Genomic DNA, 20,858 nt, shown 5'->3' with positions numbered 1-20,858 from the left:
GGAGTTTTGACGGGCCGCTTCCGTTGCCGGATGGCATGCGTTGCTGATTGGCAGAAACCGCCGGCTCGCGCAGACCACGGCAGCACGACAGATTCCGGCTGCCAACGCGGCCCCAACCTGTCAAGATCGCCAGACCGCTGAACCAGATTGTGACCTGCCCTCGTATCTCACCGCATGAACCTCATCGGCGCCGCGCTACTCTTCCTCATCGCGCTCCTCTTTGCCCTGGCCGGCGTCACCCGCGCCGGCGTCTGGCTGATCGAGCGACGCAGCCCGCCGGCCGGCGAGTTCGCCGAGATCAAGGGCGCGCGCATCCATTATGCCTATATCCCGGCGCCCGCCGGCGCCGACCTGCCGCCGGTCGTCTTCATCCATGGTGCCAGCGCCAACCTCAAGGACCAGATGCTGCCGCTGAGGCCGCCGCTCGAGGGCCGCGCCGAGATGCTGTTCCTCGACCGCCCGGGCCTCGGCTGGTCGGAACGCGGCGACAATGAAACGCTTGCCAAGCAAGCCGACACGATCGCCGCGCTGATGGACCGCCTCGGCATCGAAAAGGCGGTCATCGTCGCACATTCCTTCGGCGGCGCGATCACCAGGCTTTTGTCCGCCAGCATCCAGAAAAAACAGCCGGTCTCGTCTTCGTGTCACCGGCCACGCATCCCTGGCCGGGCGGCGCGACCGCCTGGTACTACAAGCTCACCGCCATGCCGGTGCTCGGCTGGCTGTTTTCCGAAACGCTCGCCTATCCGGCCGGTATGTTGCGGATCAGCGATGCGACGGCTTGCGTCTTCTCGCCCAACAACCCGCCGGACGATTACATCGGCAGAGCTTCGATCCCGCTGGTGCTGCGACCGTCTGCCTTCCGCGCCAACGCCGGCGACGTCGCCCAGCTCTATGACTATGTCCGGGCCGCCTCGCCCGCTTACCGGGAAATCAAGGCGCCGACCGTCGTCATCTCGGGCGACCGCGACAAGGTGGTCTACGCGACGATCCACTCTGTCGGCCTCGAGCGCGATATTCCCGGCGCCGAACTGGTTTGGGTCCGCAATCTCGGCCATAAGCCGGACTGGATCGCACCCGATCTCGTGGTCGGCGCGATCGAGAAGGTGGCCGGCACGCCGATCGACTTGCAGGCAATGGCAAGGACCGTGGAAGGCCGTATCGCCGGTGATGCCCATAACGACGGAAAATGCCCGGACATCAAAGTGCCCGACGCCGAGCTCGCGCCGGGTTGAAATTTCGGGAATTAGCTCCTGAATTCCACGGCGGAGACGGTTAGCTATGTCGAGATTCAGGTCAGGCCGAGTCGAAAGTAGTGGCTTTCGAGAACCCGAGCGGAGCGTACTTAAAAGTACGTGAGCACCGGAAGCGCAGGAAGCCGCTACTTGCAGACCGGCCTCACCTGAATATCGGCATAGCTAATGCGTGTCCGACCCGATATACGCAATGCGCAGCATATTGGTCGATCCAGGTGTCCTGAGCGGCACACCGGCCGTGATGATCACGCGGTCGCCAGGCTTGCCGAAACCTTCTTCCAGCGCGATGCGGCAGGCCCGGTCGACCATGTCGTCGAGATCGGTCGCATCCTCCGAAACCACGCAATGCGTGCCCCACAGCAGAGACAGGCGGCGCGCCGTGTTGAGGATCGGCGACAGCGCCACGATCGGCACCTGCGGGCGCTCGCGCGCGGCGCGCAGCCCGGTCGTTCCCGACGCGGTATAGGAGATGATCGCCGACAATTTCAGCGTCTCGGCGATCTCGCGGGCCGCCAGCGAAATGGCGTCGGCCCCGGTCGCCTCGGGTTCCGAACGCTGCGCGTTGATGATGCCGGCATAGGTCGGGTCGGTTTCGACCTTGGTGGCGATGCGGTTCATCATGCCGACCGCCTCGACCGGATAGGCGCCGGCCGCGGATTCGGCCGAAAGCATGATCGCGTCGGCGCCTTCGAAGACGGCGATGGACACGTCGGAGACCTCGGCGCGGGTGGGCACGGGCGCGGTGATCATCGATTCCAGCATCTGTGTCGCGATCACCACCGGCTTACCGGCGCGGCGCGCCGCGCGCGTGATCTGCTTCTGGATACCGGGCACGGCTTCGATCGGCATCTCGACGCCGAGATCGCCGCGGGCGACCATCAGCGCATCGGACAGCTCGATGATCTCAGGGAGCCGGGCAACGGCCTGCGGCTTCTCGATCTTGGCCATGATCAGCGCGCGGCCGCGCGCGATCTTGCGCGCCTCGGCCAGGTCCTCCGGCCGCTGCACGAAGGACAGCGCCACCCAATCGACGCCGGTGGCGAGCACCGCGTCGAGATCGGCGCGGTCCTTGTCGGTCAGCGCGCCGACCGGCAGGTCGGTGTCGGGCAGGCTGACGCCCTTCTTGTCGGAGATTCCGCTACCGGCAACGACGGTGCAGGCGATCGACTTGCCGTCGGCCTTCACCGCCTTCAGCTCCAGCTTGCCATCGTCGATCAAAAGTCTGTGACCGGCCTCGACCGAGCTCAGGATTTCGGGATGCGGCAGGTACACGCGCTTCGACGTGCCGGGTTCCGGATTGTCGTCGAGCGTGAAGGTCTGGCCGACAGTCAGCGCTTCCTTGCCGTTGGCGAACTTGCCCACCCTGAGCTTCGGACCCTGCAGGTCGGCGAGGATGCCGATCGGCCGGCCGACGGTGGCCTCGACGGCGCGGATGCGGCCGACCAGCGTGCGCATCAGCTCGTGATCGGTATGGCTCATATTGATGCGGAAGACATCGGCGCCCGCTTCGAAGAGCTTCTTCAGCATTTCCTCGGAGGAGGAAGCCGGACCGATGGTGGCGAGGATCTTGACCTTGCGGTTGCGTCTCATTGAGTGTTTGTTCCCGGAGCGGGGGTCGCTGGCGCGCCTCCCGTTGCGGGCTCGTCGGTCAGCTGGACCATCCAGCTGGCCTGCTCGCCCGTGTCATATTCCTGAAATCCGGCGCGTTGGAAGCCCCGGGCGACGCAATCATTCACGCCGGCGATCTTGAACTCTTTTTCGGCGACGCACATGTTAATCGGGCCGTCCCAGCGCCCGCCGCGCTCGGCGTCTTCTGCATAAAGATAATAAAACCTTGATGACAGCGGACCCTCGATCAGCGTCTTGCAGGTCGATCCTTCGATGTGCCACCAGCCCTCGGTGATCCAGCCGGCCTTGGCGCGATAGCCGATGCCGACGCCCACCAGATTTTGCGTTGCGTTGCAAACGCGGAAGTCGGCCCGGGCCGGCGAGGCCGCGGCTATCGCGAAAAATCCCGCGCAGACGATCAGCAACGGCAGGGCCAGGCGCTCACGCAGCCGGCCGGCAAAACCCATCGCAGATCCCCTTGCGAACCACATTTGCATCTCTCGAAGCCCCTTTTCAGCAAACTCCGGTCGCATGTCAACGCGCCGTTTTGTTCAATTCCAATCGATTTAGAAGGGCCCGTCGCGCAGATTCTCCCACCGCCGGGGATTTTTTGCGGAAACCTTGGCCAAACAACGGCATTGCGCCAGCGTCCTCTTCGTGGAATGACGATACCACATCGCAGCCGCCATCCCCTTTTCAGCCGATGACCCGATCCACAGTTTTCACGCCGTTCGACATTGTCGAGGGCGACCGCAAGAAAGGCGTCGTGCTTCTCGCCGACCACGCCCGCCGCGACCTGCCGGAGGAGTATGGCAGTCTCGGTTTGCCGGCGGCCGAATTCGACCGTCACATCGCCTACGACATCGGCGTCGAAACGGTGACGCGCGAGCTCGCGGCGGCGCTCGACGCGCCGGCGGTGCTGGCCGGCTTCTCGCGGCTGTTGATCGACCCCAACCGGGGCGAGGACGACCCGACCATGATCCGTCAGCTCTATGACGGCACCGTGGTGCCGGGAAACTATCCGATCGCCCCTGAAGAACGCGAGCGGCGGCTCGACCGCTTCTACCGGCCCTATCACGACGCCGTCGGCGCGATGATCGCCTCCGTGGCGCACGCGTCGGGCAAGGCGCCGTTCATCTTCTCCGTCCATTCCTTCACGCCGGTGATGCAGGGCTTTGTCCGCCCCTGGCATGTCGGCGTGCTGTGGGACCGCGACGACCGCGTGGCGCGGCCGCTGATCGATATGTTGGCTGAGGACAACGCCCTCGTCGTCGGCGACAACGAACCCTATGACGGCGCGCTGCGCGGCGACACCATGTTCCGCCACGCCATCGTCAACGGCTACGCCCATGCGCTGATCGAAATCCGCCAGGACCTGATCGCCGACCGCGCCGGGGCGCTTGCCTGGGCCGAGCGGCTGGCGCCCATCGTTGACGCCATCGACCGCCGTGCCGATATACATCAGGTGAAGATGTTCGGCTCGCGCACCGGGCCGGCATGAAGGGCCGCCAAGGCCGGGAGTTTTCCCCATGACCGAACTCAGGGACGACCAGAAGCGTGATTTCGAGGCGGCAGCCTTCCGCCGGCTGGTGCAGCATCTGCGCGATCGCGGCGATGTCCAGAACATCGACCTGATGAACCTCGCCGGCTTCTGCCGCAACTGCCTGTCCAACTGGTATCGCGAGGCCGCCGAGGCCGAGGGCGTGGCGCTGTCGAAGGATGCATCGCGCGAGATCATCTACGGCATGCCCTATGCCGAATGGCAGGCGCTTAACCAGACCGAGGCCTCCGCAGCCAAGAAGGCCGAGTTCGAGGCCAAGCGCCCGAAGGATCATTGAGCTACGGCGAGGGCATAAGAGCGAACGCTGGCGGGACAGCGCCCCCCTCTGGCCTGCCGGCCATCTCCCCCACAAGGGGGGAGATCAGATGTCGCCTCAGCTTTCGCCAATCACGGACGCTGCAGGAATGAGCGGGGCGCCGAAAGCGCCAATCTCCCCCCTTGTGGGGGAGATGTCCGGCAGGACAGAGGGGGCGCGAAGGATCGCCATCGTCCGATTTTCCCACTCCTCGCCCCTTGGTCCAACCACTTCCGCATCACGGTCCTTGACTGCCGATTGAATCGATCTAATTTGCCGCGCGAACCATTTACATGGCGGATTAGACCATGAACGTGCAAACCACGATGCAGGCCGCGACGCGCGGCCGCTGGGCCGTCGCCGGTATCTTCCTCGCCAATGGTTTTCTGACCGGCAGTTGGGCGCCGCAGATCCCGGTGTTCCTGACCCGGCTCGACATCAGCAAATTCACGCTCGGCCTGCTGATCCTTTTGTTCGGCGTCGGCGCGGTCATGGCCATGACCTGGTGCGGCCATCTCATTTCCAGGCATGGCTCGCGCAGCGTGACGCGCTGGTCCGGCATTTGCGGCAGCTTCGGCCTGCTGATCGTGGCGCTCGCGCCCAATGTTCCCCTGGCGGCGGTCGCCATGCTCATCTTCGGCGGTTCGATCGGCGGCATGGATGTCGCCATGAACTCGAATGCCGTGGTGGTGGAAAGAAGGCTTTCCCGGGCGATCATGTCGTCTTCGCACGGCTTCTGGAGCCTTGGCGGCTTCGCCGGCGGCGCGCTCGGCGGCTATTCGATCCAAAACTACGGCTATCTTCCCCATGCCGTCGCAGTCACTGTAGTCGCCTTCGCCGTGATCGCCTTCGCCATTCGCTATCTCGTCGCCGAGGACCGGCCGCAGGCTGTCGAGCATCAGAAATTCACGCTGCCGCGGCACGCGGCCGTCTATCTGGTCGGGCTGATGGCGCTGCTCACTATGATCTCCGAAGGCGCGGTGCTCGACTGGGCGGCGCTGTTCCTGCATCAGGAACTGGGCGCCGACCTCGCGGTCGCCGGCCTCGCCTATGCCGCCTTTTCCGGCGTCATGGCGCTGATGCGCTTCCTGGGGGACGGCGTGCGCAACCGCTTCGGCGCAGTGCAGACCTTGCGCGGCTCGGCGCTGGTCGCGGCCGCCGGCATGCTGGTCGCCGGCCTCTCGTCCTCGCCTTACCTCGCCATCGCCGCCTTCGCCTTCTGCGGCTTCGGCATCGCCAACATGGTGCCGATCCTGTTCTCAGCCGGCGGCAACCAGGAAGGCATGTCGTCGGGCACCGGCATGAGCGTCGTCACCACCATGGGCTATTCCGGCATATTGGTGGCACCGTCGGCGATCGGCTTCGTCGCGGAGCATTCGAGCTTCGGACCGATCTTCATTGCGCTTTCCGGCCTGCTGGTCGTCGTGCTCCTGATGGCAGGCCTCGCTCACCGGGCCGAATTCGCTCCCGAACCCGTGCCGGCCGAATAACGCTTCAGCTCCTCGTGCAGGAAATCCGCCACGCGGCGGATGCGCATGCTGGTGCGCACGTCGCGATGCATGGCGAGCCAGACAGGCAGGATCGGCAGGGGTACATCGGGCAACAGCTTTTCCAGGTCCGGATCGCGGTCGGCCAGCGGCTCCTGGCCGAGGCCGATGCCGTTGCCGGTCCGCACCGCCTCCCACAGCACGATCTGGTTGTCGGTCCGGAACCGGAAATGGCTGCGGGCCACCGGAATGCCGAACGACGTGAAGCCGCGAATGATCTCGTCGCTGCGATCGAAGCCGACCAAGGCGTGATCGGCAAGGTCGGCGGGCTTTTCCGGCCGACCGCGCCGGTCGAGATAGGCGCTCGCGGCGCATAGGCAGAGCGGAATGTCGGTGACCTTGCGCGCCACCAGCTCGTTCTGCGCCGGCCTGACCATGCGGATGGCGATGTCGGCATCGCGGCGCAAGAGATTCTCGACCTGGTTGGAGGCGACGATCTCGACCTCGATGCCGGGCTCTTCCCCGCCAAGCCGCGCCATCATGTCCGGCAGCACGAAGGCGGCGACCACCTCGCTAGCGGCGATGCGCACCGTGCCCTCGATCGCCTCGACCGAGCCCAGCGCCAGCAGCGAGAACGCATTGGCCTGCTCGCTGACCGCCCGCCCGCGCTCGTAGAGCGTGCTGCCCGCTTCGGTCAGCTCGTAGCCGCGACGCCCACGCCGGAACAGCGTGACGCCAAGTGCCGCCTCCAGCTCGGCGATATGGCGGCCGAGCGTCGGCTGGCTGGCCGCGAGCCGGCGCGCGGCGCCCGACAGACTGCCGGTCTCGGCGACTGCGACAAAACTCTTGATCAGGTTCCAGTCGAATTCATTCATTCATTTTTGAATAACAGAACGCCGACTTCAGTCAATTTCAATTCGTCGATGAAGGCATCAGATTTCAGGGGCAAACGCAAACAGCGGAGAGAACAGATGACCAAGATCGCAATCCTCGGCGCCAATGGCCGGCTCGGCCGCGTGGTCGGCAAGGCCTTCATCGATGCCGGCTTCGACGTCCGCGCCGTCACCCGCACCGGCAAGGTGCCGGCGGAACTCAAAGGCGCCACGGCTGTTGCCGGCGACGCGCTGGACCGTCAATCCCTGATCCGCGCCACACAAGGCGTCGACATCGTCTTCAACGGCCTGAACCCGATCTACACCGACTGGGGCAAGTGCATGCCGATGGCCGAGAACGTCATGGCCGCTTGCCGCGAAAACGGCGCCCTGCATCTCTTTCCGGGCACGGTCTACAATTACGGCTCGCCGATGCCGCGGGTGATCACGGAAGCAACGCCGTTCCATCCGACCACCGAGAAGGGCCGCATCCGCTGCGCCATGGAAGCGCTGTTCCGCCGCGAGGCAGAAGCCGGCCGGGTGCGCACCATCATTCTCAGGGCCGGCGACTTCTTCGGCGGCACCGGCTCGGGCTCCTGGTTCGACCTCGTCGTCGCGGCCAAGATCGCCAAGGGTGTCTATACTGCACCTGGCCCAGCCGACCTGACGCATGAATGGGCCTATCTGCCGGACTTCGCCGTGGCCTTCGTCGGCCTGGCGAAGAACTTCGACAAAACGGGCTCCTTCGAAGCCATCAACTTCCCGGGTCATGCCATCACCGACGTCGACATGAAGGCGGCGGCCGAGAAGGCGTTCGGCCGCAAGCTGAAGCTCTCCTTCATGCCCTGGTGGGTGCTGCGCGCCGGCAGCCCATTCGTCGCCATGTGGCGCGAGATCGTGTCGATGTCCTATCTGCGCTTCGAACCGCACCGGCTGGTCTCGACGCGGCTGGAAGAAGTCATTGGCGAAATCCCGCATACCCCGCTCGACCAGGCGGTGAAGGAGGCCTTGCAGGATATCGGCATCGCCGTGCAGCCCTCGCGCCTGGCTGCTTGATCAAAAGCTCCAACGAAAGATGAAACGGCCGGGTTTCAAAGCCCGGCCGCAATTCATTGAAGGTCAGATTCTGCCCATCAGCAGCAGGATCAGCAACACGACCAAAATGACACCGACGATGCCGGAAGGGCCGTAGCCCCAGGAGCGCGAATGCGGCCAGGCCGGCACGGCGCCGATCAGGATCAGGATCAGGATTATTACGAGAATTGTACCGATCGTCATGAAAAATCCTCGCCGTCTGGTTGAACTTCGAGGGAACAATGCAAAAAGCCGCCCGGTTGTTCCGGACGGCTTCTTGCACTGCCTACCTGGAAAAGCTCTATTCCGCGGCTTTCGGAAAGGCCTCCGCCGGCTCGACGCCGGTCTCGCTGGCGGGCGCGTCGGTCGAGACCTCGCCCTTGCCGCGCCGGAACAGGCGGCCAAACCAGTTGCGCCGCTGGCCGGGCTTCACCTTGGCGCGGGTGAACACCATAAGCATCGACGGCGTCACCACCAACGTCAGCAGCGTGGCGAAGGACAGGCCGAAGACGATCGCCGAGGACAGCGATATCCACCATTGCGTCGACGGCGCGTTGATCGTCGTCTCGTGATGGAAGATTTCCAGGCCGAGGCCGAAGGCGATCGGCAGCACGCCGAGGATGGCCGACACCGCCGTCAGCACCACCGGACGGGCGCGCTCGCGGCAGGTCTGCAGCACCGCGTCCATCTTGTCCCAGCCTTCCTCGCGCAACCGGTCATAGGTGTCGATGAGCACGATGTTGTTGTTCACAACCACGCCGGCGAGCGCGATGACGCCGATGCCGGACATGACGATGCCGAAGGCCTCGCCGGTCAAAAGCAATCCGAGAAACACGCCGATCGTCGCCATGACCACGCAGGACAAGACAAGCCACACGCTGGTGAACTTGTTGAACTGCGCCAAGAGCACCAGGAAGATCAGGAAGATCGCCGCACCAAAGGCCTTGCCGAGGAAGGCACTGGCCTCCGCGCTGTCCTCGTTGGATCCGGCGAGCTTCCAGCGTATGCCGCTGCCGAGATCCATGTCGGCAACAGCCTTGGTCACCTGTTCCTGCACCGCCGCGACCTGCGCGCCGGCGCTGACATTGGCCTGCACGACCACGGTTCGCGCGCCGTCGATGCGGTTCAGGATGCCGACGGTTGGCTCAGGCTTGCGCACGACGAAGTTGGAGATCGGCACCGACCCTTGCGAGGTCTGCACGCGCAGCTCGTCGAGCGTCGACAGCGTGCGTCGGTCTTCCGGCAGGCGCAGCCTTATGTCGACCGCGTCGTCGGCGCCGGCCGGCCGGTATTCCGAGAGCTTGAGGCCGTTGGTGACCAGTTGCACCACCGTGCCGACCGAAGTCGGGCTGATGCCGTATTGCGCCGCCTTGGCGCGGTCGACCTCGAGCGCCCAGTCGACGCCGGGTGGCGGCAAGCCGTCCGAAATGTCGATGACGTTGGGGATCTTGGCGATAAGCGCCGCGACCGCCCGCGCCTTGTCGTCGAGCCCGGCCGGATCGGCGGCCGACAGCCGGATCTGGATCGGCTTGCCGGTCGGCGGGCCGGCTTCCGGAACGCGCACCTCGACATCGACGCCGGGAATGCCCGCCATCACGCCGCGCAGATCGTCGAGGATCTGATTGGCGGATTTGCGCTGGCGCCAGTCGACGAACTCGTACTGAATGACGCCGACCACGTCCTCGGGAATGTCCTGGCCGCCGCCTTGCGTCTTGCCGACGCGCGTGTAGACCGATTTCACGCCGGGCCAGCCGAGCAGCCGGTTTTCCGCCGTCTTCGTCGCGGCGTCCATTTCCGCCAGCGAAAGATTGCCGCGGGCATGGACATAGAGCAGGCCGTAATCCGGCTCGACGCTGGGGAAGAACTCGACACCGGCGCCATATTTCGAATAGGCGAAGCCGACGCCGACCAGCAGGCCGACGGTGAGCAGGATGACGGTGATCGGGAAGCGCACCGCCTGCTTGACCACGGCCATGTACCAGCCGTCGCGATTGCCCTCCTCGTGATGCTCTGGCGCCTTGGCGAAGATCGCGCCCAAGGTCGGCGCGAACACCAGCGCGTAGAGCATCGAGGCCGACAGCGTCACGATCAGCGTGATCGGCATGTACTTCATGAAGTCGCCGATGATGCCGGGCCAGAACAAGAGCGGCGAGAAGGCGGCGATGCGCGTCATCGTCGCCGCGATCACCGGGCCGGCCATGCGCTTGGCGGCCAGCGCGAAGGCATCCGCCTTCGGCATGCCCTCGCTCATGCGTCGTTCGGCGAATTCGGTGACGATGATCGCGTCGTCCACCAGCATACCGACCGCCAGGATCAGGCTGAACAGCACGATCATGTTGATCGTGTAGCCCATCATGGCGAGCAGCAGGATGCCCATCAGGAAGGACGACGGGATGGCAAGGCCGATGAGCAGCGAGGCCCGTCCGGACAGCGCGTAGAGGATGACGATGAACACCAGGATGACGGCGATCATCACATGGTTCTGCAGGTCGCCCAGCAGTTGGTTGACGAAGACGGATTTGTCCTGCGTGTAGGTGACGTGCATGCCCTCGGGCATCGTCTTGATGAAATTGTCCGACACTTCCCGGACATGGGTCAGCGTGTCGATGAGATTGGCGCCGATCCGCTTCTTCACCTCGATGGCGATGGCCGGCTTGCCGTCGAGGCGCGTGACCGTCTCGGCGTCCTTGAAGGTTGAGCGTATGGTCGCGATGTCCTTGGCCTGGACCACGGCATTGGGCGTGGCGACCACCGGCAGGTTGGCGACGTCCTCGGGCGTCTCGATCAGCGACGGCACCTTGACCGCGTATTTGCCTTCCGAGCCCTCGAGATTGCCGGCAGCGACCAGGCTGTTCGAGGAAGCGACGCCCTGGATCACCTGGTCGAGCTGCAACCCGTAGGAGGACAGCTTCACCGGGTCGACGACCACCTCGACCAGATCGTCGCGCGCGCCCTGCAGCGAGCCTTCGAGCACGCCCGGCACTTCCTCGATGCGGTCGCGCAGCTCGCGCGCGGCGGCCGTCAGCACGCGCTCCGGCACATCGCCGGAAAGTGTGACGACCAGAACCGGGAATTCCGAGACATTGACCTCGTTGACCGTCGGCTCCTCGGCCGCCTGCGGCAGGTCGGCCTTGGCGTCCTGCACCTTGCTCCGGGTATCCTGCAGCGCGGTCGCCAGATCGGTCTGCGGCTGGAATTCGACCAGCACATAGCCGCCGCCCTGGAAGGCGGCCGAGCGCATCTCCTTCAGCCCCTTGAGACTCTTGAGCTTGCTTTCCATCGGTCTGAGCAGCAGGCGCTCGGAGTCTTCCGGCGAGATGCCCTGATAGATCAGGCTGACATACATCATCGGAATCGGAACGTCTGGTTCCGCTTCCTTCGGCGTCGACTGATAGGCGACCCAGCCGGCGACGAGCAGGAACAGCAGCGCCGATATTGTGAGGCGGGCATTGTTGATGGCGAGTCTGACGATATCCATGACTTCGGCCTGTTATGCTTCAAAGGCTGCGAACTGCCGTCGCCGGGGTGGCCCGGCGACGGACGCGTCGCGCTACTGCGTGCCGGCGGTGGCTTCGCCGATCAGCTTGCTGATGGTCGCCTGGTCGGCCTCGACGGGCTTCACCACATCGCCTTCCTTCACCAGCTCCTGGCCGGCGACGATGATGCGCGCATCTTCCGGAATGCCCCCCAGCACCAGTCCGTGCGGCGTGTCCTCGACCAGATCGATCGGGAAGAACGCCACCTTGTTGTCCTTGCCGACGGCGCGAATGCCGAGGTCGCCCTTGTCGCCAAGTGTGACCACCGAGCGCGGCAGCATGACCGCACTGGTCGGCTCGGCGCTGAGCGTGATCTCCGCCGTCATGCCGGCGGGGATGGAGCCGTCGCCATTGGGGATCGCCACTTCGACGCGGAAGGTGCGGGTCTGCGCCGAGGCGTCGCGGCTGATGTAGCGTACCGTGCCGGTGACCTTCTGGTCGTTGACCAGGCGCACATCGGCCTCGTCGCCGATCTTCACATAGCGCAGGTCGCGCTCGCTGATCTCGCCGCGCGCGATCACCGGATCGAGCTTCAGGATCGTCGCCACCTCGCCGCCCTGCATCACCGAGCTGCCGAGCTCCACCGGGATGCGGTCGATGACACCGTCGAACGGCGCCTTGACCTCGTTGCGGTCGAGCTCGGCCTGCGCGGTTTCGAGCTGCGATTGCGCCTGGGTCAGGTTGGAGCGGGCGGTGTCGAGCTGCAGCTTCGGCAGGTTGCCGGTCTTGGCCAGCCGCTCGGCGGCATCGAGCTCGGCCTTGCGCTGCACCACAAGCTGCTTCGCGTTGTCGACCATCGAGATTTTCTCTTCGGCAGCAAGCATCAGCACCAGGTCGCCTGTCTTGACGTGGTCGCCCTGCTTGACCGGCAGCTTGTCGATGACGCCGTTGACGCGCGTTGCAAGCACCGCGCGCTTGTCGGCCTCGGTAAGACCCGAGATCCGTATCGCCCGCGCGAAGGTCTTGCGCGGCGGCGTCACCACCGCGACGGTGCGAGGCGCTGCCTTGGGCTCGGTTTGCGCCGTGTTCGGCTTGGCAGCTTCCGGCTTCGCGGCGTCCGACTGCGCCGGCTTGCCGGCCTCAGCCGGCTTGTCGGTGGTGACCGACTTGTTCGCGGCGCTGCCGACGGACGAAAACTGGCCTGTTCCCATCCAGGCGCCAAATCCGATGAGCACGGCAATGGCTGCAAGCTTGTGAAACCTGATTTTCGGCATCGTCATTTTTCCGTAGCAGGACCTGGCGAGGTCGGCGCTTCCGACTGGGGCGCGCGGCCGATATGGGTGTGCGCGGGGCCTAGTTCAATTTGCCGTGATCGGCGGACGCGCGCTTCTACCTGAAAGTTGCGGCGCAATATAGTCGGAAAAGTTGCAAGAACATTGCGGGATGGAACGCTGTGCCTCGACAAAAGCAGGCAGTTCTGCCAGCCGGCTGGCGCTTTTGCCGGCGCGCCGACAGGTTTCCCCAACGTTACTGGCAGCAGCCGTCAGCATGATGCGAAAAATCATCCATAGCCGGCGACAACCGCCCGGTTGGAGCGCGGTCAAACCCCGCTATGCTCCGGTTGAGGCTGTCAAGTGATGAGGTTGAGCAACCGGAAGATCCGCTCGAATGTCCTGCCGTAGGGCGGGCGCAGCAGGCTGCCCGCGCTGAGCTTCGACTGGATGAAGATCGGCTTTTCCTTGCTGAACGTGCGAAAGCCCCATTCGCCGTGATAGGCGCCCATGCCGCTGTCGCCGACGCCGCCGAAAGGCTGCCGCTCCTGCACCAGATGCAGCATGCAGTCGTTGATCGTGACGCCGCCGGCCACCGTCTCGCGCACCACCCTTTGGCGGTTGGCGCTGTCTGTGCCGAACCAGTAGAGCGCCAGCGGCCGCTCGCCCCGGTTCACATGGTCGATGGCCTCGTCGACCGTGCCATATTCGACGATCGGCAGCACCGGTCCAAAGATCTCCTCGCGCATCAGCCGCAGATCGTCGCCGGCATTGCGCACCAGCACGGGCGCCATCTTGCGGTCGCTGACGCCGAGCTTCTCGTTCGCCGGATTGACCTCGGTGATGTCGGCGCCGCTGTCGCGCGCCTCGGCGACCATGTCGCTCAGCCGCCGGTGATGCCGCTCGCTGACGATCGCCGTATAGTCGGGGTTGTCGCCGAGGCGCGGATAGAGCTTGGCAATGGCGGCGGCGAATTTGGCCGCAATCACCGCGCCCTGGCCTCGCGGCACCATCAGATAGTCCGGCGCGATGCAGGTTTGTCCGGCATTGAGCAGCTTGCCATAGGCGACACTGGCGACCGAAGCGTCGAGGTCGCAGGATGGGTCGAAGATTGCCGGCGACTTGCCGCCGAGTTCGAGCGTCACCGGCGTCAGATTGGCGGCGGCCGCCAGCGCGACCTGCCGCCCGATAGTGGTCGAGCCGGTGAACAGGAGATGGTCGAACGGCAGCGACACGAACGCCTTGCCGACATCGGCGTCGCCCACCATCACGCTGACCTCGTCGGCGGCGAAGTATTTTTCGACCAGGCCGGCAAGCAGATCCGAAAACTTCGGCGTCAGCTCCGACGGCTTGATCATGACGCGGTTGCCGGCAGCGAGCGCCGCGGTCGCCGGCGCGATGGCGAGCTGGAACGGATAGTTCCAGGGCGAGACGATGCCGACGACGCCGAGAGGCTGCGGCAAGAGGCGGTTGCGGCCGGGCATGAACGGCAGGCTGGTGGCGACGCGCCGCTCGCGCATCCAGGCACTGAGATGCGACAGCGCATGCCTGATGCCGGCGCGCACGACGAACAATTCGGCAAGTCGCGTCTCCTGCGCCGAGCGGGCGGAAAAATCGCTGTCGATCGCCGCACAGATCTCGGCCTCATGTTTTTCGGTGAGCGCCAGAAGACGGTTCAGCCGGTCCTTGCGCATGTCCAGTGTCGGGAAGGGCTCCTTCTCGAAGGCCCTGCACTGCGCTTCAAACCGGACTCCGAGCGCGTTCTGCCTGGTCTGCAGCATCGCAACCTCCCCTTTACGTTCAGGTAAGACTACATCGCGCCGCAGGCATGATCCAGCGCTCCGCCGGTTCCGTTGGGGAAGATGCTGACAGCCAGGACGGACTTGCTGACAGGTAGGAAGACCTTAAGCCCGCCGTCGCGCCGATTCCGGCTTGATGCGCGCGGCGAGGAATTCCTTGACGCGGCGCCCTGGTGCCGGGCCGCGCAACGGCTTGAAGCCGTCATCGAGCTCGCCCGAGAGATCGAGCGTGGCCCGCTGGCCGACGGCATCGTAATTCTCTTCCAGCCAGTCGCTGGCAGCACTGCGGCCAAGGTCGCGCAGATAGGCGATGAAAGCCCATTCGGCATTGACCTTGGACGACGCCGAAAGGTCCTTGAACGCCTCGTCGGCGTCGATGCGATGCATGCGGATATCACGATATTCGCCATGCGGCAGGCGTCCGGCCGCGATCAGCTCCTTGACGAAGGCGATCGAGCGGAATTCGCGCAGCAGCCCGGCATTGAAGGTGATCTCGTCGATGCGGTTCTGGATCTCGTTGGCGCTTTTCGGCGTGCCTTCGCGCACCACGGGATTGATCTGCACCAGAAGCACGTCCTCGGTGGCCGCCGCCTTGAAGAAGGGAAAGAGCGCCGGATTGCCGCCATAGCCGCCATCCCAGTAGGGCACGCCCTTGATCTCCACCGCCCGGAACAATTGCGGCAGGCAGGCCGACGCCATCACCGTGTCGAGGTCGATTTCGCCGTCGGAGAAGACGCGCAGCTGCCCGGTCTCGACATTGGTCGCCGAGACGAACAGCTCCATCGACTTGCAGGCGCGCACATTGCCGAAGTCGATCTCCTTCGCGACCACATCGCGCAGCGGGTTGAGGCCGAGCGGATTGGCGACATAGGGCGAGAACACCCGCGACATCGTGTCGAAGAAGAGATAGCCCGGCGTGTTCTCGATCGACCAGTTGCCCCACGCGACGTCCCACGGCATGCGCTGTACCGGGCTGAAACGGCCCTTCGAGGCCACCGCCCGCCAGAAATCGTCGAGCTTTTTTCGCGCGCCTTCCACGCCGCCCCGGACAAAACCGTCAGCCAGCGCCACCGCGTTCATGGCCCCGGCGCTGGTGCCGGACACCGCCGCGATCTCTAGCCGCCCATCCTCCAGCAGGCGATCGAGGACGCCCCAGGAGAAGGCGCCATGCGAGCCGCCGCCCTGGAGCGCGATGTTGATCTTCTTCTTTTCCTCCGCCTTGCCGTTCTTCGCCATGGCGTTGTCCTTGATATGCCGAGCGCCTCGCTGGATCTGCCATCGGACAGCATCAAAGCGAAATTATGTTGCAGTGCAGCATATAGGCACCCCGAAACACAAGGACACATGAAATCTTTGTCACCAGGCTCCAGACAAAAAGCGCCGCCCTGAGGTGTGTCGAGATTCAGGTCAGGCCGAGTCGAAAATGGTGGTTTCCGAGAACCGGAGCGGAGCGTACTTTGCGTACGTGAGCACCGGAAGCGCAGGAAGCCGCCATTTGCAGGCCGGCCTCACCTGAATATCGACGCACCTAGGCCACAAGATCCGGCACCGGCCCTACATAACGCGATTGCGGGCGGATCAGCCGTCCGGTCGCCTGCTGCTCGCGCGCATGCGCGACCCAGCCGGCGACGCGACCGGCGGCGAAGACGTTGGAGAAAGCCTCTTTCGGGAAGCCGACCGCTTCGAGCAGAAGCGCGGTGTAGAACTCGACATTGGTCTGGATGGAGCGCTGCGGCTTGGCGATCCTGAGCACATCGAGCGCGGCCTGTTCCACCGTCTCGGCGAAAGCCAGCCGGCTGCCGGTCTCGTTGCGGGAACCAAGCTGCCGCACCACCGCCTTCAGCGCGTCGGCGCGCGGATCGCGCACGCGGTAGATGCGATGGCCGAAGCCCATGATGCGCTCGCCATGCGCGATCTCATTACTGAGCCATGCGGTGGCGTCGCCACTCGCCTCGATGGCGTCCAGCATCTCGATCACCGGGCCCGGCGCGCCGCCATGCAGCGGGCCCTTCAGCGCGCCGAGCCCGGCCAGGATCGCCGAGGTCAGCCCGGCCTGTGTCGAGGCCACCACGCGGGTCGCGAAGGTCGAGGCATTGAGCCCGTGGTCGCAGACCGTCACCAGATAGCTGTCCAGCGCCTTGGCAAGCGCCGGCGACGCGGCGCCGGCGAGCATCCGCAGCATATCGCCGGCATGATCGGCTTTTGCGTCGGGAGCGATCGGAGTCTCGCCTCGGCCAAGGCGCAGCAGGGCCGGCGTCAGCACCGCCGGCGCCGCGATCAAGCGCAGCGCGTCGGCAAGCCCGTCGCCGTCCGGCAGGACGGCCATGCCGGCCCGCATGCCGCTGTAGATGTCGAGCGGCGCAAGCTGAGCAAGCAGCGGTTTCACCCGATCAAATACCTCCAGCCGCGCCTTGCCGATCGCTTTCTCCAGTTCAGCATCGCGGGGAAGATCGTCGAAGAAGCCGTCGAACAGCAGGCGCACCACCTGCGTATAGCGCCAGCGGCCGGCAAGCTCCGCGAGCGAATGGCCGCGGATGGTGAGATGCCCGCCCACACCATCGACATCGGAAAGCACCGTGTCGGCAGCCACAACATCATCGAGCCCATTCGCCATGATCGTCTCCTTGACCTTTTGCGCATTGCAACTAATGCTACGCAATCAATGCATCAATCTTGATCAAGATAATCAATGTAAGGCGGCAAATGACGGAATGGCTGACGCGGGAGCAGGCGCTGGAGCGGCTGAACGTCCGGCCCCAAACGCTCTACGCCTATGTCAGCCGCGGCCGCATCGGCATGAAGCCGGACGACGCCGACCCGCGCCGCAGCCAGTACCGCGCCGACGATATCGACGCGCTCGCCACGCGCCGCGACCGCGGACGGAGCCCGCAGGCGATCGCCGAAAGCGCCATCGCCTGGGGCGAACCGGCCATCGCAACATCGATCTCGACTGTGCTGCATGGCCGCCTCGTCTATCGCGGCAAGGATGCGGTGGCGCTTTCGGCGACGGCGACGCTCGAGGAGACCGCCAAACTCCTGTGGGCTTCCGATCGTCCAGTGTCGTTCGCCTCGCTGACGCCGTCGGCCGCCCGGCGGAGCGGCACGCCGACAGCTTTCGCCAGGCTCTCGGCGCTCGCGGCCGAAGGCTGGTCCTCCCTCGGCCGCAGGCCGGCCATGCTGCAGCAGGACGGCGCCGCCGCCACCAGCGCGCTGGCCACGGCACTCGGCGCGACGCCAGGCTCCGAACCCGTGCATGCAAGGCTGGCGCAGGGCTGGTCCGTGGAAGCCCCCGGCGCCGACCTCATCCGCAAGGCGCTGGTGCTTTTGGCCGATCACGAGCTCAACGCCTCGACCTTCGCCGCCCGCGTCGCGGCCTCCACCGGCGCGCCGGTCGCGGCCTGCCTGCTCGCTGGCCTCGCGACGCTCACCGGCCCGCGTCACGGCGGCGCGGGCGCGGCGGCGATCGCGCTGGTCGAGGATGCCGAGCGGCTGGGCGCGGACGAGGCGATCGCCCGCTGGCTGGCGCATGACCGCCCGCTGCCCGGCTTCGGCCACCCGCTCTATCCGGAAGGCGACCCGCGCGCCGAGGGCGTCTTCTCCGGCCTCGAGATCGACGACGGGCTGTCGCGACTGCGCAAGGCGATCCTCGCCGCGACCGGCCTGCATCCCAACATCGACTTTGCGCTTGCGGCGATGACGCGCAGCCTGCGCCTGCCCGCCGACGCCCCCTTGCGCCTGTTCGCGCTCGCCCGCAGCGTCGGCTGGACGGCGCACGCCATCGAGCAGGTAACCAGCAACAGGCTGATCCGGCCCCGCGCCCGCTATGACGGGCCGGTCGGGATTTAGTGGATGAATCTTCTATAAGGGTGAAGCGCTTAGCGCTTTGCCTTGCGGCAAGTCGCGCCAGGGGGTGCCGAGATTCGGGTCAGGCCGAGTCGAGAACGATGGCTGCCGAGAACCGGAGCGGAGCGTACTCAAAGTACGTGAGCACCGGAAGCGCAGGCAGCCGTCGTTCGCAGGCCGGCCTCACCCGAATATCGGCATACCCTAAGACATCGTGTCGAGCTTGCGCTGCATCGCCGCGATCTGCGCCTTCAGTTCCTGCAGATCGTCGGACTTCTCTTCCTTCTTCAGCGGCTCGGCCGGGGCCGCGGCATTGCTGCCGGCGGGCGGGAACGGCGTGAACATGCGCATGGCGTTCTGGAACATCTCGACATTGCGGCGTGTCTGTTCCTCGAGCGCCTTGATCGGCGTCTTCATCATGTCGATCGGCGTCTTGCCGAAGGCGCCCTTCATCTGCTCGCGAAACCGCTCCTGCTCCTTGGAGAAGGCGATCATCGACTGTTCGAGGAAGCTCGGCACGATCATCTGCATCTGATCGCCGTAGAAGGAGATGAGCTGTCGCAGGAACGGGATCGGCAGCATGTTCTGCCCGTCCTTGTTCTCCAGCTCGAAAATGATCTGCGTCAGCACCGGATGCGTGATGTCGTCACCGGTCTTTGCGTCCTGGACCGTGAACTCCTCGCCCTTCTTGACCATCTCGGCCAGGTCCTCGAGCGTCACATAGGTGCTCGTGCCGGTGTTGTAGAGCCGGCGATTGGCATACTTCTTGATGACGATCGGGTCGTCTTTTGCGGCCATCCGTATCCTCCCCAGGACACCGGCACCTCTAGGAGTAAGCGGCCGGTAACGATTGCGCCCTCTATCGAGGATACGCGCAAAAGCGTCACAATTCCAAGTGGTTTGTGCACTGCGGCATCAATTAATGCTGCACAGCCATTGCAAAATCCGCCGCGCGGCCGACGTCACGTTACCGCGACTGGCGCGCGCTCTGCTTGCCGCGCATGGCGGCCATGCCCATTTCCGGTTTGACTCAGATCATTGAACGGGCAAGAAAAGTCTTCAACGATAGCCTAAAATACGACACCTCGAAGTCTGGAGAAGAAAATGGCCGCTTCCAATTCAATCGTCGTCGCCAGCGCCGCTCGCACCGCGGTCGGCTCCTTCAACGGCAGCTTCGCCGCCACGCCGGCGCATGAGCTCGGCGCCGTGGTCATCAAGGAATTGCTCGCCCGCGCGAGCGTCGAGGCCGCGGAGGTCGACGAGGTCATCCTCGGCCAGGTGCTGACCGCCGCTCAGGGACAGAACCCGGCCCGCCAGGCCTCGATCAATGCCGGCCTGCCGAAGGAAACCACGGCCTGGGGCCTCAACCAGGTTTGCGGCTCGGGCCTGCGCGCCATCGCGCTCGGCATGCAGCAGATCGCCGCCGGCGATGCCAAGGTGATCATCGCCGGCGGCCAGGAATCGATGTCGCTGTCGCCGCACGCCGAGCACCTGCGCGCCGGCGTCAAGATGGGCGACTACAAGATGATCGACACCATGATCAAGGACGGCCTGTGGGACGCTTTCAACGGCTACCACATGGGCAACACCGCCGAGAACGTCGCCCGCCAGTTCCAGATCACCCGTGAAACCCAGGACGAGTTCGCGCTTGCCTCGCAGAACAAGGCCGAGGCCGCGCAGAAGGCCGGCAGGTTCAAGGACGAGATCGTCGCCTTCACCATCAAGGGCAGGAAGGGCGACACCATCGTCGACCAGGACGAGTATATCCGCCACGGCGCGACGCTCGACGCCATGACCAAGCTGAAGCCGGCCTTCGACAAGGACGGCACGGTCACCGCCGCCAACGCCTCCGGAATCAATGACGGCGCAGCCGGCGCGCTGCTGATGACCGAGGCCGAGGCCGCCCGCCGCGGCATCACCCCGCTGGCGCGCATCGCTTCATGGGCGACCGCCGGCGTCGACCCGGCGATCATGGGCACCGGACCTATCCCCGCCTCGAAGCGGGCGCTGGAGAAGGCTGGCTGGTCGGTCAAGGACCTCGATCTCGTCGAGGCCAACGAGGCCTTCGCCGCGCAGGCCTGCGCCGTCAACCAGGGCATGGGCTGGGACCCCTCGATCGTCAACGTCAATGGCGGCGCCATCGCCATCGGCCATCCGATCGGCGCGTCCGGCGCCCGCATCTTCAACACGCTGGTTTACGAGATGCGCCGCAGAAGTGCCAGGAAGGGCCTTGCCACGCTGTGCATCGGCGGCGGCATGGGCGTCGCCATGTGCGTGGAAGCGCTGTGAGCGAATAGCAAATAGGGAGTAGCGAAT

The 20,858-nt window shown here is 65.2% G+C and carries 16 protein-coding genes and 1 pseudogene; 7 read left to right on the top strand and 10 right to left on the bottom strand.

Going from position 1 to position 20,858, the window contains the following annotated elements; translation table 11 throughout:
• The first annotated feature begins 174 nt into the window (after positions 1-174).
• Positions 175-1,235, top strand: a pseudogene (locus EN852_RS32330) (alpha/beta hydrolase).
• A gap of 183 nt (positions 1,236-1,418) precedes the next feature.
• Here EN852_RS32330 and pyk read toward each other — a convergent pair.
• Positions 1,419-2,846, bottom strand: coding sequence for a pyruvate kinase (gene pyk, locus EN852_RS32325; protein ID WP_127865622.1), 1,428 nt, complete (start codon positions 2,844-2,846; stop codon positions 1,419-1,421).
• The gene (locus EN852_RS32320; RefSeq protein WP_189401837.1) at positions 2,843-3,397 is read right to left on the bottom strand and encodes a DUF1036 domain-containing protein; all 555 of its coding nucleotides are present in this window, start codon (positions 3,395-3,397) and stop codon (positions 2,843-2,845) included. The genes pyk and EN852_RS32320 overlap by 4 nt, the downstream gene beginning before the upstream one ends.
• Positions 3,398-3,567: 170 nt before the next feature.
• On the opposite strand from EN852_RS32320, the gene EN852_RS32315 reads away from it, so the two are divergent.
• From EN852_RS32315 to EN852_RS32300, 3 genes are all read left to right on the top strand, one after another.
• A complete protein-coding gene (locus EN852_RS32315; protein ID WP_127879943.1) occupies positions 3,568-4,365 on the top strand; it encodes an N-formylglutamate amidohydrolase in 798 nt (265 codons plus the stop codon).
• Positions 4,366-4,393: 28 nt separating this feature from the next.
• Positions 4,394-4,702 (top strand): DUF1244 domain-containing protein, encoded by a 309-nt coding sequence (locus EN852_RS32310; RefSeq protein WP_127879942.1) that lies wholly within the window; start codon positions 4,394-4,396, stop codon positions 4,700-4,702.
• A 326-nt stretch (positions 4,703-5,028) separates the two neighbouring features.
• Positions 5,029-6,210 (top strand): MFS transporter, encoded by a 1,182-nt coding sequence (locus tag EN852_RS32300; RefSeq protein ID WP_127879941.1) that lies wholly within the window; start codon positions 5,029-5,031, stop codon positions 6,208-6,210.
• On the opposite strand, the gene EN852_RS32295 is transcribed toward EN852_RS32300, so the two are convergent.
• A complete protein-coding gene (locus EN852_RS32295; RefSeq protein ID WP_127879940.1) occupies positions 6,168-7,082 on the bottom strand; it encodes a LysR family transcriptional regulator in 915 nt (304 codons plus the stop codon). The two genes, EN852_RS32300 and EN852_RS32295, sit on opposite strands and share 43 nt — an antisense overlap.
• Positions 7,083-7,178: 96 nt before the next feature.
• On the opposite strand from EN852_RS32295, the gene EN852_RS32290 reads away from it, so the two are divergent.
• Positions 7,179-8,135 carry an SDR family oxidoreductase gene (locus EN852_RS32290; RefSeq protein ID WP_127879939.1) on the top strand — a complete coding sequence of 319 codons (957 nt, stop codon included), beginning with the start codon at positions 7,179-7,181 and terminating at the stop codon, positions 8,133-8,135.
• Between the two features lie 63 nt (positions 8,136-8,198).
• Here EN852_RS32290 and EN852_RS32285 read toward each other — a convergent pair whose 3' ends face one another.
• The 6 genes from EN852_RS32285 to EN852_RS32260 form a co-directional block, all read right to left on the bottom strand.
• Positions 8,199-8,357 (bottom strand): DUF3309 family protein, encoded by a 159-nt coding sequence (locus EN852_RS32285; protein WP_040991775.1) that lies wholly within the window; start codon positions 8,355-8,357, stop codon positions 8,199-8,201.
• A 97-nt stretch (positions 8,358-8,454) separates the two neighbouring features.
• Complete coding sequence (locus EN852_RS32280) at positions 8,455-11,631, bottom strand: efflux RND transporter permease subunit (RefSeq protein WP_127879938.1); 3,177 nt, start codon at positions 11,629-11,631, stop codon at positions 8,455-8,457.
• Positions 11,632-11,703: 72 nt separating this feature from the next.
• Positions 11,704-12,903: an efflux RND transporter periplasmic adaptor subunit gene (locus EN852_RS32275; RefSeq protein WP_127879937.1), complete on the bottom strand. Its 1,200-nt coding sequence runs from the start codon at positions 12,901-12,903 to the stop codon at positions 11,704-11,706.
• A 356-nt stretch (positions 12,904-13,259) separates the two neighbouring features.
• Complete coding sequence (locus tag EN852_RS32270) at positions 13,260-14,681, bottom strand: coniferyl aldehyde dehydrogenase (protein ID WP_127879936.1); 1,422 nt, start codon at positions 14,679-14,681, stop codon at positions 13,260-13,262.
• A gap of 123 nt (positions 14,682-14,804) precedes the next feature.
• On the bottom strand, positions 14,805-15,935 hold the full coding sequence (locus EN852_RS32265; protein ID WP_127879935.1) for a patatin-like phospholipase family protein: 1,131 nt from the start codon (positions 15,933-15,935) through the stop codon (positions 14,805-14,807).
• Between the two features lie 292 nt (positions 15,936-16,227).
• Positions 16,228-17,313: a citrate synthase/methylcitrate synthase gene (locus EN852_RS32260; protein ID WP_127879934.1), complete on the bottom strand. Its 1,086-nt coding sequence runs from the start codon at positions 17,311-17,313 to the stop codon at positions 16,228-16,230.
• 89 nt (positions 17,314-17,402) lie between these two features.
• Here EN852_RS32260 and EN852_RS32255 point away from each other — a divergent pair, with 89 nt between their 5' ends.
• Positions 17,403-18,545 carry a citrate synthase gene (locus EN852_RS32255; protein ID WP_127879933.1) on the top strand — a complete coding sequence of 381 codons (1,143 nt, stop codon included), beginning with the start codon at positions 17,403-17,405 and terminating at the stop codon, positions 18,543-18,545.
• Between the two features lie 201 nt (positions 18,546-18,746).
• Here EN852_RS32255 and phaR read toward each other — a convergent pair whose 3' ends face one another.
• The gene (phaR, locus tag EN852_RS32250) at positions 18,747-19,340 is read right to left on the bottom strand and encodes a polyhydroxyalkanoate synthesis repressor PhaR (RefSeq protein ID WP_127879932.1); all 594 of its coding nucleotides are present in this window, start codon (positions 19,338-19,340) and stop codon (positions 18,747-18,749) included.
• 306 nt (positions 19,341-19,646) lie between these two features.
• Between phaR and EN852_RS32245 the strand changes: the two genes are divergently transcribed.
• Positions 19,647-20,831: an acetyl-CoA C-acetyltransferase gene (locus EN852_RS32245; RefSeq protein WP_127879931.1), complete on the top strand. Its 1,185-nt coding sequence runs from the start codon at positions 19,647-19,649 to the stop codon at positions 20,829-20,831.
• The last annotated feature ends 27 nt before the right edge of the window (positions 20,832-20,858 follow it).

Origin of the sequence: Mesorhizobium sp. M2E.F.Ca.ET.209.01.1.1, assembly GCF_004010375.2 — a bacterium.
Classification (GTDB): domain Bacteria; phylum Pseudomonadota; class Alphaproteobacteria; order Rhizobiales; family Rhizobiaceae; genus Mesorhizobium.
This window is presented reverse-complemented; position numbering and strand designations above follow the sequence as displayed.

Excerpts from the sequence above, each read along its gene's own strand:
- pyk (WP_127865622.1), bottom strand. The coding sequence starts at position 2,846 with ATGAGACGCAACCGCAAGGTCAAGATCCTCGCCACCATCGGTCCGGCT.
- EN852_RS32320 (WP_189401837.1), bottom strand. The coding sequence starts at position 3,397 with ATGCGACCGGAGTTTGCTGAAAAGGGGCTTCGAGAGATGCAAATGTGG.
- EN852_RS32315 (WP_127879943.1), top strand. The coding sequence starts at position 3,568 with ATGACCCGATCCACAGTTTTCACGCCGTTCGACATTGTCGAGGGCGAC.
- EN852_RS32310 (WP_127879942.1), top strand. The coding sequence starts at position 4,394 with ATGACCGAACTCAGGGACGACCAGAAGCGTGATTTCGAGGCGGCAGCC.
- EN852_RS32300 (WP_127879941.1), top strand. The coding sequence starts at position 5,029 with ATGAACGTGCAAACCACGATGCAGGCCGCGACGCGCGGCCGCTGGGCC.
- EN852_RS32295 (WP_127879940.1), bottom strand. The coding sequence starts at position 7,082 with ATGAATGAATTCGACTGGAACCTGATCAAGAGTTTTGTCGCAGTCGCC.
- EN852_RS32290 (WP_127879939.1), top strand. The coding sequence starts at position 7,179 with ATGACCAAGATCGCAATCCTCGGCGCCAATGGCCGGCTCGGCCGCGTG.
- EN852_RS32285 (WP_040991775.1), bottom strand. The coding sequence starts at position 8,357 with ATGACGATCGGTACAATTCTCGTAATAATCCTGATCCTGATCCTGATC.
- EN852_RS32280 (WP_127879938.1), bottom strand. The coding sequence starts at position 11,631 with ATGGATATCGTCAGACTCGCCATCAACAATGCCCGCCTCACAATATCG.
- EN852_RS32275 (WP_127879937.1), bottom strand. The coding sequence starts at position 12,903 with ATGCCGAAAATCAGGTTTCACAAGCTTGCAGCCATTGCCGTGCTCATC.
- EN852_RS32270 (WP_127879936.1), bottom strand. The coding sequence starts at position 14,681 with ATGCTGCAGACCAGGCAGAACGCGCTCGGAGTCCGGTTTGAAGCGCAG.
- EN852_RS32265 (WP_127879935.1), bottom strand. The coding sequence starts at position 15,935 with ATGGCGAAGAACGGCAAGGCGGAGGAAAAGAAGAAGATCAACATCGCG.
- EN852_RS32260 (WP_127879934.1), bottom strand. The coding sequence starts at position 17,313 with ATGGCGAATGGGCTCGATGATGTTGTGGCTGCCGACACGGTGCTTTCC.
- EN852_RS32255 (WP_127879933.1), top strand. The coding sequence starts at position 17,403 with ATGACGGAATGGCTGACGCGGGAGCAGGCGCTGGAGCGGCTGAACGTC.
- phaR (WP_127879932.1), bottom strand. The coding sequence starts at position 19,340 with ATGGCCGCAAAAGACGACCCGATCGTCATCAAGAAGTATGCCAATCGC.
- EN852_RS32245 (WP_127879931.1), top strand. The coding sequence starts at position 19,647 with ATGGCCGCTTCCAATTCAATCGTCGTCGCCAGCGCCGCTCGCACCGCG.